Source organism: Rosistilla oblonga (assembly GCF_007751715.1).
GTDB lineage: Bacteria > Planctomycetota > Planctomycetia > Pirellulales > Pirellulaceae > Rosistilla > Rosistilla oblonga.
Genome location: NZ_CP036292.1, coordinates 679,093 through 698,483, shown reverse-complemented (window position 1 = coordinate 698,483; position 19,391 = coordinate 679,093). Strand labels below are relative to the sequence as shown.

Sequence of the window (19,391 nt, the reverse complement as noted above, 5' to 3'; positions counted from 1 at the left end):
GCGACCTCGCCCGCCAGTTGTGGGGATCGCAGGGAAGGATCTGCAAAGCCACGGAACTTTCCCAGAGTGACAAGTATCAAAATCGAACCGTTCCGCCGAGGCTGCACATTAGGCACAAGCGCTTTTACGCCGACGCGGAATGGGGTTTCACTTTGTTTTTCGTTGCACTGACGGTCGTCTCAACTACAATCCAGCCAATGCGGCAGAATACTTACGCATCCTGCCCAGCTTGTCTATTTTGGCATTCGGGATTGCCGTCATTCGCGTTGCGAAGTGCTCCGAAAAGCTTTGTCATTATAGGTGTTGAGCCTAAATCAGAGGGCCGAATCGTTTGGCCCATAAGTTGTTCGCCCGCAAGGGTTTACGAAGAGGTCGGTGAATGGCTATCCGGAAAACTGGATCGTCGGTGAATGACAGTTCCAACAAGTCCCGCAGAAGCGATCGCGCTGCGAAACGCCAGCGGCTGAACAGCCGTCGGTCGCTGCTGGAGACGCTCGAAGGCCGCCAGATGCTGGATGCCGGTCCGATGTTGGTTGGCGTTCAGCCTGACACGGAACCGTTGCTGCAGGATATGGCAGAGCTGAACACGTCGCCGCGCGAGATCACGCTGCGGTTCGACGAATTGGCTTCGCTCGACCCCAATTCGCTCGACGGAATCAAGATCATCCGCGCTGGCAGCGACGGCGAATTCGCCTCCGCTTCGGCGGTGACCGATCTCGGTTCGTCGGGGGCTGTGGAACTGACGTTCGAAGCGGTTCAATCGGGATCGGCGGGGGACAATCTGGAGATCGTCTTCACCAAGGTCAGCCGAACCGACAAAACGCTGCCGATCGTCACCGTGGCAGGACAACGGATTCAGATCGAACTGAATTCGAACCCCGCTCTGGTCACTCGCGCTTCGGACATTCAATACGGAATCGCGCAAAACCCCGATGCCGCGGCCTTGCTGCGCGTCGCATCGGTCAGCGGGCAGACGTTCTTCGACGTCGGCCGGACTGCGCAACAGGGTCAGACGCTGACGCTGAAGGGCTCCGATCGCGCTCAAGCGACATCGCAGCTGGGCGCTGCCAATACTCAAGTTCGCTTCACCGCAGTCGCAAGTGGCGTCGCCGGTCAAGATTTGGCGATCGATGTCCGGCAATCGTTCCGGGTCGCCGGTGCGCCCCCGATCGTGTCGGTCATTGGGGACCGGATCGAAGTCTTGATCAACAGCAACCCCGCGTCGCGAACCACCGTCGGCCAATTGGTGACGGCGATCAACGCCCACCCGCAAGCCAGCCTGCTGGTCTCCGCCGAACTGGAAACCGGCAGTGCGTCGTCGACCATCGGTCTGGACCTCAGCGCGTTTTCGCCGATCGAATTCTCGCTGCAAAACGGCGACTTGGATATCGAAGTCGTCCCCGGCTACGTCGGCTTTGTCGATGCCAGCCAACGCGAGGTCGTCTTCCGATTTGCCGACGACCTGCCACAGGATCGCTACCGCATCCAAATCGACGGCACCAGCGCCAACGCCTTGCAGAACACTCAGGGCGACAAGTTCAACAATGGCGTCGACCAAACGATCGAATTCACGATCAACTCGGCCCCGACGATTCAAGCCATCGTGCCACAACCGATCGTCAACGGGCAACAGCTGCGCGATCAGGTCTGGGTCTATTTCGACCTCAACGACCCGCTGGACGCCAGCACCGTACGGAACACGGCGCTGTATCAATTGATCTCGACCGGCGGCACTGAAACGGGCGCCGACGACGTCACCCGAACTCCTGTGTCGGTCAACTACAACCCAGGCACCGGCGTTGCCGTGCTGCAGTTCTCCGGCGACCTGTACAGTCTGTTTCCGGGAACCGATGTCAAACAGTTCCGCTTGCGCGTTGGCGAAACCGATGTTCGCGGAACCGATCCGACCGTGCTTCCGGCAGTCGTCGAACCTGGCGACAGCTTCGCTCTGGCTCGCGACATCCGCAACGACTGGATCGTCTCCCCCAACAACATCTCTTCGGTTGTGATCGAAGGCGCGATCGCCAAGACGGAATTCATCAATGGCGTCCCGGTTTCGAACAACGAATACCTGATCGACTTCCCCGGCGGTGCCGGTGCACCGGGCGTGCAGGAATTCCGTCCCGAGGATCCTTCCAGCTACGGAGCGCCACAAGCCGACGCGTTGGATGGCATCTCGACCTACTTCTACAACTTCTTCGGCCAATACCGCGGCGACGATCCGACGACGGCCACCGTCGACGACGATCGCGTTCTGTTCAACAACATCACCGAACAGCAGAAGCAACGTGTTCGCGAAGTGTTGGATCTGTACAGCCAATACCTGGGCGTGCAGTTTGTCGAAAGCGCCGACATGGGCTTGCAGATCGCAGTTGGCGAAACCCTCAACACCAGCGTCAGCTGGGAGGTCTCCGACGACCTGGGCGTGATCAATTCGCGACTTGTCGACGAATCCGACGACGACTTGTTCGGCCAACAGTTCTTTGAACTGGCCACCGGGATGGTCAAAGATCTGATCGGCGTCTCGGACTTCCTGTCGCCATTGGACGCCAGCGCCGATCCGCTGTATCCGTCGCCTCGCGACATCATCGAAGGCCAGTACTCCTACCGGCCCGATAGCACCGACATCGACATCTACAAATTTTCGGTGCCAACCTCGGGCGAGGTGACGATCGAAACGTTTGCCGAACGACTGGCCGGCAGCGCCAGCTTGCTCGATACCAACCTGCGACTGTATCGCGAGCTATCCAACGGCACGATCGAAGAATGGGCGGGGAACGACGATTATTGGAGCGAAGATTCCGAGATCACCGTCGACCTGCCCGCCGGCACCTATTACATCGGCGTCAGCGCCAGCGGCAACGACAGCTACGACCCGATGATCGAAGATTCGGGACTCGGCGGACTCAGCGAAGGGGCTTACGAACTGCGGATGTCGTTCAAGCCATCCAGCGCAACGACGATCACCGACACCACCGGCATCGCTCTCGACGGCGACAACGATGGAATCGCTGGCGGTGCGTTCGACTTCTGGTTCGAATCGGCATCGTTCACCGACACCGTGTTCGTCAAAAAGGATGGCGGCACGATCACTCCGATGGTCAACAACGCGATCAGCGGAACAGCCAAGGGCGCTGTGACCACGATCTCGACAGCCTTGTCCGGCGCGACCTCGCAGGGAACCGAGATCATCCGGATCCTGCCCAGCGGCGACGGCAACCTGGCGACCACCGCCGACAACCAACCGTACCTGATCGGATTCGATGACTTCGGCCGCGAATTGGCTGACGGATCGAGCTTCCAAGTCCCGCAAGACGTCACCGTGATGATCGATTCGGGTTCGATCCTGAAGCTTCGCCGCGCCCGCATCGGCGTCGGCAGCAGCAGCCCCGTGGTCGATTTCAGCGGCGGTTCGCTGCAGGTCTTGGGAACTCCATTGTTTGTTGGAGCCAACGGCAGCCAAGCGACGGTAACTCCCGTCAGCGGCGACGTCGTCTTCACATCGCTGGCCGACACTTCGATCGGCGGCACGCAGAGCGGAAACGTTGCGTCGCCGGGAGATTGGGGCGGTATCGACTTCCGCTCCGACGTCGATAAGGTCGACGAGAGCCGGATCGATTACGAAGCCGAAGGAATCTTCTTGAACCACGTCCAATACGGTGATTTCCGTTACGGCGGTGGTACGATTCTTGTCGAAGCGAAGCCGGAAGTGATCAGCCCGATCGAACTCTCCGGAACTCGCGCCACGATCGCCAACAGCACCTTCACCAGCAATGCCGACGCTGCGATCGAAGCTTCCGCGAACACGTTCGAAGACGACAAGTTCACGCTCTTCGAAGGTCAAGCCACTCCCGATTACACGCGAGTCGGCCCGTCGGTCTACAACGTTCTGTTCGAAGACAATTCGATCAACGGAATGTTCATCCGCTCGCAGACTCGCGACGGCAACGGCGTTGAAAAGCTCTCCGTGCAAGCCCGCTTCGACGACTTGGACGTCGTTCACGTGATCGCCGAGAACCTGGAGATCCAAGGAACTCCCGGCGGTGCGATCGTCGAATCGACAGCACCACCAACACGCATCGTTCGCTTGACCGCAACCGCGGGCGGCACTCTGCCCGTTGGTGAATACAGCTACCGCTTGTCGTACGTGACGCAGAACGGCAACGAGAGCCCCGTTTCCAACGCGACCGGCACCGTGACGACAACCGCCGCCAACGGAACGATCCAGTTGGAACAATTGCCAGCGGTTCCTGCCGGCAGCGATTTTGTCGCTCGCCGACTGTACCGATCGGTCGATGGCGGCAGCTATCAACTGGTGGCAACGCTCAACGGCAGCAGCACCGAATTCCGCGACACCGGACTAGCCGCCGGAGCCGCGATCGATGTCAATCGCCCCAACGTCGACGATGTCGAACTGACAGCAACCGCTGGCGGCGAACTGCCTGCGGGCGAATACGAATACAAGGTCAGTTACGTCGACGCCAACGGAAACGAACTTGCGGTTTCGTTTGCCACCGAAGCGATCAGCGTTCCCGGGATCGATATCGACGACAACACGATCCAGTTGAGCAATCTACCGACGTCGGCCAACCCTAGCGTGGTCGCACGCCGCGTCTACCGATCGTTCAACGGCGATGCATTCCGCATGATCGCGTTGATCTCCGACAACACATCCACTCAATTCACCGACGCCGGATTGGTCAGCGGGATGACGTTGATCGAAAACCTGCGTCCGCGAATGGATGCTCGTTTGGCGATCGACCCCGGCGTGATCGTCAAGCTGTCCGGTGCGGTCATCGAAGTCGAACAGGGAGCCCAGTTGCTGGCCGAAGGAACCGCTGGCCAACAGATCGTCTTCACCAGCCTCGACGACCAACGCTTCGGTCGCGGCGGAACTTTCTCGACCAACCAAGCGAACGCCAACACCGTCTTCCAAGCAGGAGACTGGGGCGGCATCTACGTCGGCCCGGGAGCTCAGGCCAGCTTGGATCACGTCCGGGTCACGGGAGCCGGCGGCGGAGCGCGGATCGACGGCAAGCTGTCGTTCTTCAATCCGATCGAAGTCCACCAGGGCGATCTGCGTTTGACGAACAGTCGCGTGGAAGAGAGCGGAACCGGTTTTGCAGCTGGCGACAGCGATCGCACCGGCATGCAGACGCACGAGGCAGCGGTTATCTTTGTGCGTGGTGCACAACCAACGATCGCTTCGAACACGTTCATCAACAACGACGCCGTCGCGATGAACTTCGACCTCAATTCGCTCGACAACACCTACGTCAGCGATCCTGGAACAAGCATCGGACGCTTGGAGAAAGTGCAGGGCACCAGCCTTGGCAACCAGGGACCTTTGGTCTTCGATAACGTCCTGGAAAACAACGCCATCAACGGCATGGAGGTCCGCGGCGGCGAACTTGCCACAGCTGGCGTCTGGGACGACACCGACATCGTTCACGTCGTGCGAGGAACGATCTCGATCCCCAACCACGAAGTCTATGGCAGCCTGCGACTGGAAAGTGCTCCCGACCGCAGCCTGGTCGTGAAGTTCCAATCCGAGCAGTCCCCGGCGACGATCATCGCTGGCGGCGACGCCAGTGGATCCGCAGAGCAATTCAACGGCTTGGCCGATCGAATTGGCGGTGCATTGCAAGTGATTGGTCAGCCAGGCAAATCGGTAATCCTGACATCGCTGTCCGACGACACGGTCGGTTCGGGCTTCGATACGCAAGGCAAGCCGCAAACCGATACCAACAACAGCCGCAACGACGAAATCGGAAGCACAACTCTGCTGTTGCCAACCGGCCCCGAGATCCCTCGCGGCACGATCATCGACAACGACGTCGCCAACGACGTCGCGGGCCACTTCTCGTTCCAACCCGAAGCGGGCGGTGGTGTCGGCGCTACCGTGGGTGGAGGATTCAACGAAGTCACCACCCAGGGCGCCAACACGTTCTTCCAACAGCAAGACGCGTTGTTCGATTACCTGAACTTCATCGATGTCGGTGCCGACGGTGCTGCGGTCGAACTGGGTACCACAACGATCACCACGCCGACCACGTTCCTATCGGACGATGTCGTCTACAGCGAAGGAACGTTCACCGGCGAAAACGGCTTGATCAATTGGCGTGTCGAACAATCGTTCGAAGATGGATCGCCCACGCTGATCACCAAACTGACGCTCTCCAGCCCGACTCCGCTGGGCGACTTGCGTTTCATCAACTACTACGATCCAGTGATCGCCAGCGACGCGGGCGACCTGTTGTTCACCGAGGGAACGCCGGGCACCAACGATTACCGCGTGACCGTTCTCGACGGTCCCGAACGCGTTGGTTTCCGACACTACGGCACGTTCGAACAGGGAACGGGACTCGAAGGAGCCAACTACGAAGGTTGGATCGCCGACGAATTCCCCGATCTGATCACCGACCCCGTGTTCAACCTACCGTTCACACCCACGGGAACGATCGACACCGCATCGGTCCCATTGGCGAACGTCACCGATCTCCCAGCACCAGTTTATGGGCCAGCGATCACAACCACGGCACACGCTTGGTTGGTGAACCCGACCGCAACCACCGTCACGATCACGTCGGCACTCGAATTGATCGAAGACGTCTTCGACGACACCGTTGGCCTCGGCAAGCCGGGCGATTGGGATGGCATCGTGCTTCGCGAAGCGGCTCACGATCGCAACGTCGAAGCGGCTGTCGAACAGGAAGGGGACCTGTCGGTCAATCGCAACGACCAAATCGCATTGGCTCAATACCTGGGCGAATTGGCTCCGTCGACCTCCGCTGGCAGCGAAAACCGCCGGATCGGATTCCAAGTCTACGGCAACATCGATCAACCTTCCGACGTCGACGTCTACTCGTTTGACGCCGAAGCGGGAACCGAGGTCTGGTTGGAGATCGACCGCACCAACAGCTCGCTCGATTCGGTGATCGAACTGGTTCGCGTGATGTCTAGCGGCGACGACGCCGACAACGACGGCATCTCCGACAGCATCGTAGCGATCTCCAACGGGTCGATCTCCGAAGCGATCGATTCGGGACTGATCATCCGCGACGAAAACGCGGGCTCGCTGGAACGCACCGTCAGCAGCGGACAAGTGAACTCGCTCAACAATTCGATGTTCACCGCTTCGGCGAACTCGGCCTTCAACACGCCGCAAGATCTGTATTCGACCAACCCGAACGATCCCGGTCTGCGCGTTGTGCTGCCGGGTGAGACGGGCGAAGTCTTCACCTATCAGGTCCGCGTTCGCAGCAGCAACCTGCAGCTGAACGATCCGGTTTCGAAGCTCTTCTCGCCAGTAACCGGCGCCAAGATCGACGAAGGCAAATACGACGGTTTGACGTCGGGCCCTTACGAATTGAGCATTCGTTTGGCCGAGAGCGACGAGACCGCCGGTTCGTATTTGAACCTCGCCGACATCCGTTACGCCACCACCGGCGTCTCGGTGATTGGCCAGCCATTTAATTCGCCGCTGTTGGGCGACGCGGTTGAATTCATCGACCAAGCTGGCAGCGACAACAACGACACGCTTGCAACCGCTCAACAGCTGGGCCCTTACGGCACGCAAGGCGATCCAAATTCGAACGATTCGCTTTCGATCGCCGGTGCGATCAGTTCGGACACCGACATCGACTGGTTCCAGTTCTCGATCGCCGACTCGGCCAGCGAGAGCAGCCTGCGAAACTACGTCTCGACGGTCTTCGATCTCGATTACGCCGACGGCCTCGGACGCGGCGACTTCTCGCTGTGGGTCTTCGACCAAAACGGGCAATTGATCCTGACCGGTCTGGACAGCAATGTTGCCGACGACCAACCGGGCAACCCGAACTCGTCCGACTTCACCTCGCTGTCACGCGGTTCAACCGGCACCGCCGATCCATTCATCGGTGCGGTCGAACTGAGTGCTCAAGGCGATGCGACCAGCAATTCGCAGACCTATTACGTTGCGATCAGCGGCTTGAACAACATGCCATCGGTGCTGGATCAATTCACCACCGCCGCGGCAACCAATCCGTTGGTCCGACTCGAACCGATCGAATCGTTGATCCGAATCGCCGAGGATCACGTCAGCTTTGTCGGCGGCAGCACCTACGCTCCAACGACCCTGCAATCGCTGTTGTTTGACCCCATAACCGCTGCGAGTCCGTTGACGCTGAACGACATGAAGTTGTACGTCAGCACCAGCGGCAGCGCCGACAACCTTCGTCTGGTGAACGCTTACACCGGGCAAAACTACGGAACGATCGGCACCACCGGCGGACAGATCTTCAACGACATCGCGCTGCGTGCCAACGGCGACTTGTTCGGGTACAACATCAACGGCATCGTCGATGACGCCTCCTGGCACTACTTCAACATCGATACAGGTTTCGGTAACGTCACCGACCTGACGCCCACCGGAACGAACCTGACCACTCACGAAACGCTTGCCACGGTCGATGCAAACGGCAACGTCACGCGAACGATCGTGCAAACCGATTCGGGCGTGACCGTCAACGCGATCACCTTCGACGCGGTCAACGGTGCCGAACGTGGGTTTATCGTTGGCGACCGCGGTCCTGGCAACGAAGTCATTTGGACCAACAACATCCTGTGGGAGATCAATCCTTCGACAGGCAATATTAATGGCGTTGGACTGCCAGCAAATCCGCCAGCCGCCGGATTCGCAGGAGCTTACACCGACCCACGCGAACGCGGTTACATCGAGACCGGCAATCCAAACAACCTGCCCAGCACCCGCTTGGGCGTGACCGCCGCATCGGTGGTCGACGCCAACGGATTCCTGGCACCAAGCTTGACCGATGGCTTGACCTTCACGATCCGCGACTTTGTTAACGCCGGTTCGGTGCTGTTCCAGTTCGATCTGGGATCGGCGATCCAGTTGAGCAGCAACGTCCGCGGGGGAACCTTCCTGCGGGACGGTGAAACGATCACCGTCGGCGGCCAGTTGTTCGAATTCGACACGGGCATTCGATTGGACGTCGTCGGATCCGAAGATCCGTTGGCAGGCGGTGTCGCCGAAGGCTCACGCGTTACGTTGACCAGCAAGTCGACTGGCATGGCGTATACGTTTGAATTCGACAGCGACGGCCGCGACTTTACAGGCCGCGACTTCTCGCGTCCCGACTTGTTTGCTGTAAATCTCGATGCTTCGACGACCGATGCTTCGGCAGCAACCATCTTGGCCTCGGCGATCAACGCCGCGGACATCGGAATCCGTGCGACCGCATCGAACACCGGCGAGATCGTCCTGACCGGTGCCACCGGAGCGGCGACCACGATCGGACTGGGCGTTAGCTCGCTGGGTGCCGATGGAATCACCACCGCCAACGCAACGGCGATCGTCGTCGACGAAGACCTCTCGGCCACCGACCTGACTCGCGCCGTCTCCGACGTTCTGCGAGCCAACCAAGTTGCGATCGCAACCGCTGGCACGCGGATCGACTTCACCGACAACCCGATCATCGATCTCGACCTCGATACGCCACTGGGCGTCGGGCAAGCGATTTCGATCGTGGGAACCGCCAACACCACCGGTGGACCAACTGTCATTCCGTTCGACGTCGACGATACCGCTGCGGATATCGGAGCACGCGTCGTCGATGCGATCCAAGCCGCTGTCGATTCAGGTCTGTTGACCAGCGTCACCGCGACTGTCGATGGCAACACGGTTGCGTTCAGCGGAGCGAATGTGCTGACCGCGGCGGGAGCACTGGACGTCGCGGGCATCGCTCCTGGCGGCCAAGTCACCGGCATCGCAGTCCCGACCAGCGGCGACATGTATGCCGTCAGCAACGCGGGCGGTCTGTACCGTATCGATTCGGGCGTCATCTCTCCGGTTCGCGTTAACTTCACGCAAAACATCGGCGATTACGTCGACACCGCGACCGATCTGTTGGGGATCAACTTCACCGGCCTCTCGGCAGGTCCTGAAAACCTCGCCGGCGGTGCTTATTCCGACCTGCTGTTTGGTATCACCGGCAACGGCGACATCTATGCGTTCAACACGCGTGGTGAACTGCAGCCGATCTTCGCCAACGGTGCGTCGCGGATCTCGACAGGAGTTGCCGGAGCAACCGGCTTCGACTTCGGCAATCTCGATTACAACCTGTGGCATGTCACCAGTGACACGTTCGCGGGCAGCACGACTCCGATCACGCTGCCTGGCCACGGCATCAACGCCACGTTCAACGACACGCGAACCGCGACCGCTGGCGGAACCAGCTGGTACTTCGGTTTGGACGACACGATCTCGACCGGCACGCTCAACGCCCGGACGACTCGCGTCGATGGCACGACGGTCAACGGAACCTACGATTTCGCTGGTGGTGCCCACGGCGAACTGGTCAGCAACGCGTTCAGCTTGGAAGGCTACAATTCCGCCGACCTGCCGACGTTCTACTTCAACTACTTCCTGGAAACCGATAGCGATGGCGATCGCCAACTAGAGGACTCGCTGCGAGTCTATCTGGTCGATGAGGACGGCAGCGAATTCCTACTGTCGACCAACAGCGACTCGGCAACCGCAAGCACTGTCAATCCGAACCTTTCGGTCAGCGATGTGTTGACTTTGGACCAGGCTCAAGAAACGTTTGACAACACCGGCACTTGGCGACAAGCTCGCATCGCGTTGGACGATTTCGCGGGTCAGAAAGACCTCAAGCTGCGATTCGAATTCAGCACCTCGGGCAGCATGGAGTTTGGTCAATCCGAACTGCAAGCAGTCACCGGGGAAGAGATCCTCGATGGCGATCGCTTCCAGATCAGCGGCCGCGATTACGAGTTCGTGTTGTCGCCACTGTTGACAATCCCCGCCGGCAACCAAATTGCCAACGGCGAATTGATCGCAATCGACGACGTGGTCTACCAGTTCACGACCGATGCATCGACCGTGCTCAGTCCAAACGTTGCGGTCGTCTACGACCCTACGCAAAGCGGCGAAGAGATCGCACAATCGCTGCACGACGCGATCGCGAACTACACCACGGTCACCAACACCGACTACGACACCGACCAGGACGCGTCGCAGCAGAACGACAACATGTCGACTGCGAACATTCTCCAGGTCCCAGGCGGTCAAACGACGATCAACGCCAACGGTTCGATCGGCACGCCCAATGGTTCGCAGCAAACTGTCGACGTCGACATGATGCGAATGGAACTGTCGGCCGGCCAAACGATCATGTTGACCGTCACCGAATCGACTCTGGCCCCCGCGTTGAATCCGATCGCTCGAGTGTTTAACGCTCAAGGCGTCGAATTGGCTCGCGAACTGTCGGTCGATGGCAACACCGTCGTCTCCTTTGAAGCTCCCGCCGACGGCACCTACTACATCGGCATCAGCGGCGAAGGCAACGGCAACTACGATCCGACGGACAACCTCGGCGGACGCACGTTTGGCAAGAGCGGAGCTTATTCGCTGGAACTTGTCAGCACGCGGCCTTACGACATCCGCGTCGCCGGCGATCAAGTGATCCTCAACGGCACCGGACCCGCTCTCTTCTCGGCCAACAGCACGATCGATGTTGTCGGCAACGATGGATCCAGCGGCATCCCGGTCAACATCAACCGCGACATGACCGCGACCGAAGTCGCTTCGGCGATTGCCGACGCGATTCGCGACACGTTGGGAGCCGGCCAGATCATCACGCAGCAAGGTGGCGTGCTGAGCCTGCCTGGATTGCGAATCAACAACGCTGGCCCGCTGAACATCCCGGTTCGCACCGGTGATGCCTTTGGTTCGCCAACCGTTGAAATGGCTCGCGACAACGATCACCGCGGCGTCTACCTGGACGACTTCATCATCGGCTTCCGCGAGCGAGGTGAATTTGTCACCTCCGCTGGCAACACCAATGACTTTGTCCCCAACAGCGGCTTCGACCTCAATGGTGACGACGTCGCCTCGACTCAAACTGGCGAATACCAGTTGGAGATTCGTGGAGCCAGCGAATACGTCCTTTCGCAGAGCCTGCCGAACCCGGTTTCGATGTTCCGATCCTTCGACACCAACGATCGTTTGGTGCAGGGCGTGACGCTCGAGACCCTCAGCGCCGAAGAGCTCGACGCTGCCGCGACCGCTCTGGCCGATTTGATCCTACTGCGGAACAACGACCCGACGCTCGAGGACATCGATCCGGACACGCGTCTGAGCTTCACGCTCAGCGACGGGCAAACCAGCATCACGTTTGAGTTTGTCAACGAAGCTTCGGCTATCGAACCGCTGGAAGGCAGCGTTCCGATCTACTACAGCACCGGCGTGGTCAATCCGATCAGCGGCGAAAGCGTTTCGGAAACCGCAGCGGATATCGCGGCGAAGATCACCGATGCGATCAATCTTCCCGACGTCCAAGCGTTGTTGGACATCAGCGCGTTGAGCTCCAGCGGAGAGACCTCCGCAACAGCCGCCGCGGCGGGCGATTCGCGGATCAACCTGTCGGGGAACGTCAACATCATCGAAAACCTGTCGGGCCTGTCGTCGCAAATCCTCGGCGATTCGCGCAAGCCTGGCACCGATGAACTGCCGACCGTTGAATTGTTCGCTCAATCGACTCAGGCGTTGGCCTTGGATCGCCGCGGCGATTCGAACACCGGCAGCGAAGAGCAGGGCGTTATCAAGATCGAAGGAGTTGCGGTTTCGTACTCCTCGCAATTCGGAATCGATCTGGATCATGGTGCCGACGTCGGCAAGTTCATGTACCCCAAGAACTTGGTCGAACTGAACTCCTACGTCGATGCCAACGGCGTCGTCCACGCCGGCCTGGCTCCCGGAGTTGTGGTGCAAAGCAACCTGCTTGCCTACAACCGCTCCGGCGGCATCAACGTGCAAGGAATCGACACATCCAACGGCTCGCAACGCTCGATGGTTGCGTTCGATCGAATCGTCAACAACACAATCATTGGCGGCACGATCAGCCCAACCGAATCGCCCGGCCCAGCGACCTACGATGGGACAACGTACGCCAACGGCAGCATCTCGTTCGCCGATGTCGTCGTCTCTTACGACCCCAGCACAACGACGCCTCCCGCGTTGGGACTGCAGATCTCCGCTGAGATCCTGGGCGTTCCGGACTACACCGGTGGCGTCGCCGAACCAACTCCAAACGCTGGCCAAGGGGCTGTCTCTTTGGGTGGCGGCGGATCGATCACCGTGCAATTCGTCGACAACCGATTGGTCGGCAGCGGCGACGCATCGCCCGACTTGGAAATCTTCGAAGTCGGCAACGCCGAACCGGTACTTGTCGAAGTCAGCGTCGACGGCATCACGTACACCAGCGTCGGTACATCCGTCGGTGGTGCCAACCAGATCGACATCGATCGCTACGGATTTGGTCCCAACGACCGAATCTCGTTTGTGCGGATCACCGACCAAAACTTCGGCAGTGCACTGGATCAAGCCGTTGGTGCCGACATCGACGCCGTCGGTGCGATCACCTCGGTACCAGCCGATCAGTTCGAGGCTGGCGGAGTCGGAATCGCACTCTCCAACGGCGTCAGCCCGACGCTGCTGAACAACGTCTTTGTCAACAACGAAACCGCGATCGATGCCTCTGGCAACGTCGTGCCAAACCATCCTGTGGTGCTTGGAGCGAACACGTTCCAAGCCAACACGGTCGCCCTGAACGATCCTAACTCGGCACTGCTAGACAACGTCCTGGCACGCTTTGTCGATCCGTTCACGAACCTGTTTGTCTCGGCCTCCGATTCGATCTTCATTCCGGCTCAAGGGTCGGACCTGATCGACAGCTCGATCAACTCGCTGGCCGATCGCCCTCAACTGCAGATCGTTCGCGAGACCGTTGGCCTGCTCGCTTCGCCAGTCCTGGCTCCCGACTTCGACGCCAACGGCGCATTGCGGATCGACGACCCAACTCACAACGTCCCCGGTGGTCAGGGCAGCCTGGTCTACAAGGACCGCGGTGCGTTTGATCGTGGCGACCTCGCGCCGCCTCGCGGCATCGTGATCACTCCGCTGGACAACTCACGCGACGGTTCGGATGCCGACCCGGTGACCGATTCGGTACAGATCAGCCAATCGAACAAGAACTATTTTGAGATCTTGTTGGTCGACGGTGGTGAACCAGCCAACCCACGCGGTGGTGTTGGCATCAACGACGCCACGGTCACATCCGACGCGTTGTTGTTGTTCGAAGACAACGTTCCGTTGATCGAAGGCGAAGACTACATCTTTGCCTACGATTCCTCGGGCGACATCATTCGTCTGACTCCGCTGGCCGGACGCTGGAAAGAGGATTCGGTCTACCGAATCGAACTGCTCAACGATGCCCAAGCGGTTCTGAAATCGCTGGACTCCGGCAGCTACACCGATGGCCAACAGATCCGTTTGATCGACGGCAATTCGGTTGAAACGCCGTTCGAAATCGAACGCGGCATCATCCTGACGGTCCCCGCACTGCCAGGCGATTTCGCCAACGTCAACGATGGCGAAACCTTTGTCATCTTCGACGGTGTCAGCCAACGGACTTTCGAATTCGACACCAACGGCAGCGCGTTTGCCGGAAACGTCGCAATCTCGATCCCGCCGAGCACCAGCACTGGCGAACCTCAATCGGCCAACCAGGTCTCCGCAGCGATCGCCCAAGCGATCCAACTGTCGGGACTCGGTTTGCAAGTCGTCGACCTCAACGGCGAAGTCCAACTGTTCTCCAGCAATCGGTTGACATCGGTCGACACCGGCACCTCCACGCTTGGCGTCGAGGGAAGCGTCGGCGTCACCACCGGCTTCGGAATCCAGATCCCAAACAACTTGGGGCTTGCCGAAGGCGTCACCGATGGCCAGCAGTTCAGCATCCGACGCGGCGACGGCCGAATTCGATTCTTCGAGATCGACCTCAATGGCAGCGTCAACAACACCTCGGCGACTCCGATTCAGATCAGTTCGACAACCGACCTGACATCGATCGCGACTTCGATTCGCGATGCGATCCTGTTGTCCGACCTCGGCCTCAATCCAGAGGTCGTCGATGGCGGCCAGATCCTGCTGCCCGATGCCGCCGACGTTACGCTCGACCTCGTCGACAGCGTCTTCACGCAAGTCGGTCAGCCTGGCGACGAAGCCGCCGTGCCAATCGTTTTGGCTGGCAACTTGACCAGCGAAGAAGTAGGCCAGGTGATCGTGTCTTCGATCCAGTCGGCCGATCTGTCGGGTGTTTCGCTGCGAGTGATCGGCGACCAGATCATCGTCAAGGGTGCCCAAGCGGTTACCGGAGCCGGTGCGGCACGCGTCCAAGCGATCAGCGACAACGCGGGGAACACCCTGTCGTCGAACGATCCTTTGACCGGAACGACCCAGTTCACGATCTTCGTCTCCAGCGAAGCCGGTTTGGACTACGGCGATGCACCTGCGGAATACGGAACGCTGGAAGCCAACAACGGCCCACGCCACACCGTCACCCCTGGCTTCTCGCTCGGTTCGACGGCGACTCCCGAAAGCGACGCTCGCTTGGGCACGGACACCTCCGCTGCCGATGGCGACATCGACGATGGCATCGCCTTCGCAAACGGAGCCGTTGTGACTCCATCGGGAACCGCAGCGGTCGAGATCAACTTGAACAACTCCCTCGGTCTCAACGCGATCCTCGACGCTTGGATCGACTGGAACCAAGACGGCCAGTTCTCCGATAGCGAACGCGTCGTCTGGAGCCCAGGTCCGATCGTCGCCAGCACCGGCGGCATCCAACTGCAAGATGGCGACCAAACCTATTCGATCGCTGTCCCAGCCACCGCCAAGCCGGGGACCACCTACGGTCGCTTCCGCTTGAGCTCCAACGGCGTCTCATCGCCGCTGGGCAAAGTGAACGACGGTGAAGTCGAAGATATCGTTGTCAACGTGCAAGCCAGCACGCACCAGAACCCAACCAACGCGTTGGACGTCAACGGCAGCGGCGACGTCTCGCCGATCGATGCCTTGCAAATCATCAATGCGATCGCCAGGTACGGTTCGGGTCCGATCGATAGCTCGGTCCCCGCCTTCCCATACGTCGATGTCAACGGAAACGGACAACTGGAACCGTTGGACGCATTGATCGTGCTGAACTATCTCAACTCGACAGCCGCCGCTGGCGAGGGAGAAAGCGCTGGCTGGATTCCAGCAGCCAACGGAGTCCTGACGCCTGAGTTCATGCAACCGCAAGCCGAACCCGAAACGATCGCTGCCAAGCAATCGACTCCGGCGACGGCACAGACCGCTAGCGTCTTCGATTCACCGACCAGCGGCTCGCTGGACGACGTGATCGGCGAACTGGCGTCCGAACAAGCGACCGAAGAACCCTCGGCAATCGACGACTTCTTCGCAAACCTAAGCTTCGAATAGGATCCATTGCAGCAAACGACGCGATCGGGAAATCTCACCCAGTAGGTATGACCCGATCGCGCCGCAAGGTTTCCCAAGACGGAGAAGTTTATTTTAAAGACGGAATCTTTTTGGCATACGAGAATCTAATAAGAGGATTTTCGTCCCTTATCGGTACGATCGTCTGTTAGTTGCCGTTAGCCCCTCGTCTTTGCCTGCTGCTATATGAGCCACCCGCTGCGACTGTCGCGACGCCGCAATTCGCGGAACCGTTGCGCGCTGCAGGTGGAACATCTCGAGTCCCGGCAATTGCTAGCGGGGCTGCCGCTGGGTGCAACCGCCGCCGATACCGGCGAATATTTCCTCGGCCGCGTCGCGGTGACCCCCGTGTTGATCGAAAGCGATGGCTCGATCGATACCAGCACTCAGGACTGGTCCGAAACAGAAATCGCGGCGACTCTCGCCAAAGTAACCGAAGGGGTGCAGTGGTGGGCCGACACGCTGGACCAACTCGATACAGTCCATTCGCTGGAATTTGTCATCGACGACAGCTTCGCGACGACGCCTTACGAGTCGCCGTTCGAACCGATCGACCGCCCCTCGGATGACTACCAAGTGTGGATCTCCCAATTCCTGCGAGATGTCGGACACGCCGACGTCGATTCGCTGGAGCAGGGGATTCGCGAGTTCAACGACGCCCAACGGCAGAAATTGGATACCGATTGGTCGTTTACGATCTTCGTAGCCGCATCGGACCCCAACGGCCAATTCGCCCCCGGGGGTTCGTTCTCCACCGCCTTTGCGTTGCCGGGAGGCCTGTTTTTCGTCTCCCCAGCCTCGCGTCCCGCGTCGACGTTTGCCCACGAGACGGGGCATATTTTCTACGCTCTCGACGAATATGCGGGCGGGGCGTCCGCCTACCGCACACGGGGCTACTACGATTCGCAAAACCTCAACGCGATCAACAACAACCCCGATCCTGGCTTTGTTCAAGAGCCGAGCATCATGTCGGGAGGCACCAGCCTGCAGACGGCTTACGTAAACCACACCAGCTCTGCCGCGACGCTCGCCCTCGTCGGCTGGCAGGACAGCGATGGCGACGGCATCTTCGACGTCTTGGATGTTCCGCTGACACTCTCGGGCAGCGGCCGATTCGACAGCACCACCGGAACCTACAGATTCCAAGGGTCCGCCGCGGCGCAAGCTCTGCCCAATCAGAACTCGACAGGCCTGCAAAACGACATCACGCTCAACGAGATCAGCCGGATCGAATACCGCATCGATGCGGGCGATTGGCTGATCGCGTCGCAGCCGAACGCTCAGACCGCGACGCTGGACCTTCGCATCGCGATCGACGTTCCCTTCAACCTGATCGAAATTCGGGCGATCGATCAGCAGACGGGGATCACCAGCAACCTCTTCACCGGATCGTCCGATCTGCCCGCGACCACCGAAAGCTCCGCCGCGATCGCCGGACACGTCTGGCTGGACCGCCAGAACGACAGCGAATTCGATGCTGCCGATCCGGGAGTTGCCGACGTTTCCATCCAGATCGTCGACCAGCTGGGACAGCCGGTTTCGCTGATCCAAGGGGTCGAACCGGACGACTACCCCGCCGCCGCGATCCCCGCGACGCCTGGAGTCACGCTTTCGGCGGTCGGCACCTCGATCAGCGAGACGATTTCGGCATCGGTGTCGCAGTTCGCTACGACTGGCGAGCAAGTGTTTGCCGCGTTCAACACCGCCCAATTCCGCAACTCCGAATCGTGGTCCTCCGCCCGCGACCAGATCTTCCAAGCGACATTCGACGAACCTGTTGCTAGCGTTTGGATCGATGCGACCGCGCTCGCATCCCCCAGCTATGCACGCATCGAAGCCTACGACGCCAGCGGGGAATTGATCCATCGGATCACCAGCGACGCGATCGCCGTGGAGACCAGCACGACTCTCCAGATATCTACCGCGACGCGGCAGATCGCATCGATTCGCGCCTACGGCCACGCCGAAACCTCGATCGCCCTGGACAATCTACGCTTCGGAACCGAAACCGCCACAAGCACCGACAACCTCGGGACGTTCTCGCTCAACGGCCTCCCCGACGGCCAATATCGGCTGGAAATCGAAAGCGACCGCCCGGAAATCTATCAGGTGGAAACTCCTCTGATCGATATCGAAGTCGTCGATGGCGTGGCGCAAGCATTTGCCGCGGTCCGCGTCACTCAGCTGACCAGCCCCTGGCAAAACCCCACCGACCGCTACGACGTCAATGCCAGCAACTCGATCGAACCCCTCGACGCCTTGCAGATCCTGAACGAAATCAATCGCAGCGGCAGCCGTCAGCTGACAGCATCCGACATCGGATCGCGATATTACGACGTCAACGGCGACGGCATGATCGCTCCGATCGACGTCCTGCAGATCCTAAACGAACTGCAACGCAATCCGGCGGACGCTGGCGAGTGGTATGCAGACGCCGGCTCCGAGCCGCAGACCGGCTCGCAAACCGACGGCGACTCGGCATCCGCCCCGTTCGCCGCAGCGGTCTCGGCAAGATTCCAAACCGCCGACGCAGCGACGCAAGTTGCCGAAGGGGAACACGAACAGGCGACCGACAAATTTTTTGCGGCGCTGTCGTCAGCCTCCTTCGCCGGGACCATGGGCCAACACCCCAAGGCAGGGCAGCCAGTTGCCCCATTAAATTTAGAACAATTTGCGAGTCCCGAAGAAACAGACGAACCGAAAAACTCACTAGAATCAGAGTCCGGACCGCTTGAACCTTTAATCCAACCACTACAAAAGTAAAACCAAATCTCGGTTTTGGTGGAACTATATCGGTATTCCAGGTTCTAACTTTTGTTTTCGCAGCATGACTTACATTCTAATGATCAAGAAAACTTGCTAACGCCGGCAGTCTGGATAAGATAGAGAAACTCACCAAATTCGGCGGAGATTTGGTCGCGTGGCATGCGACTCGGCCCCAGCTGAAACAACGGTGAACCCCCAGATGCTTTGCCTCCATTTATTGGGCAAGCTCGATCGCATCGAACATCGTAAATAAACGACCACGCTT

The 19,391-nt window shown here is 59.6% G+C and carries 2 protein-coding genes; both read left to right on the top strand.

Going from position 1 to position 19,391, the window contains the following annotated elements:
* Window positions 1-379 precede the first annotated feature (379 nt).
* Complete coding sequence (locus tag CA51_RS02460) at window positions 380-16,342, top strand: GEVED domain-containing protein (RefSeq protein ID WP_145117536.1); 15,963 nt, start codon at window positions 380-382, stop codon at window positions 16,340-16,342.
* 204 nt (window positions 16,343-16,546) lie between these two features.
* On the top strand, window positions 16,547-19,123 hold the full coding sequence (locus CA51_RS02455) for a dockerin type I domain-containing protein (protein WP_145117535.1): 2,577 nt from the start codon (window positions 16,547-16,549) through the stop codon (window positions 19,121-19,123).
* Window positions 19,124-19,391 lie beyond the last annotated feature (268 nt).